1 protein-coding gene is annotated in these 609 nt (G+C 49.4%); it reads left to right on the top strand.

What is annotated here, in order from left to right; translation table 11 throughout:
* Positions 1-609 (top strand): TraU family protein (locus tag OH459_RS28095; protein ID WP_269989904.1); only part of this gene is annotated, 609 nt, incomplete at both ends.

The following is a 609-nucleotide window of genomic DNA, read 5'->3' as shown; positions in this document are numbered from 1 at the left end:
TGCAAACAGCCAAAAAATAGGAGGACGTGTCACCGCTCGTGACAGCGACAGTAGCGACGGCGGCTTTTATCATGCGCATTGGTATAAATACCCGGTCATTTACTGGCTACAATTGATGCAATCGACCGCGTGTATGGCAACGGATAATTTTGATGTGGCGTACATGACGGAAATTGATCCACTTTGGGATGATGACGAGCTCTCGCTCATACTCAACCCAGAAGCATTACTCTTTGGCAATCTGGTTGCACAACTTGCTTGCGTCCCCGAAGCGATGCTCACCTCCACGAACGTTGCACTGCCTATTGATGCGTTATTTTGGTGCCTGGGCTCACAAGGTAGCGCATATCCATTGACGGGAACAACTAACTACCGAGATACTCCTATTCAAGCCGCAACGCTGCTCATGGAAAAACTGAACTATAAGCTTCACAGACAAGGTATTGTGTGGGAGACGCGCGGTGAGGACGGGGCAATTTGTTACCAGTATCCCGACCCAATTTTACCAAAATCTCGCTACCGTTATCAGATGTCATCACCCATCCCTGATGCAGCGTGGTGCCACCCTTATACGACCACAACCACCTTATGGGAAGCAGGTCACGACAA

It is taken from the genome of Vibrio sp. MM46, from assembly GCF_027587135.1.
GTDB classification, from domain to species: Bacteria; Pseudomonadota; Gammaproteobacteria; order Enterobacterales; family Vibrionaceae; genus Vibrio; species Vibrio harveyi.
The sequence above is the reverse complement of the archived record's forward strand: the minus strand, read 5'-3'. Positions and strand labels throughout refer to the sequence as shown.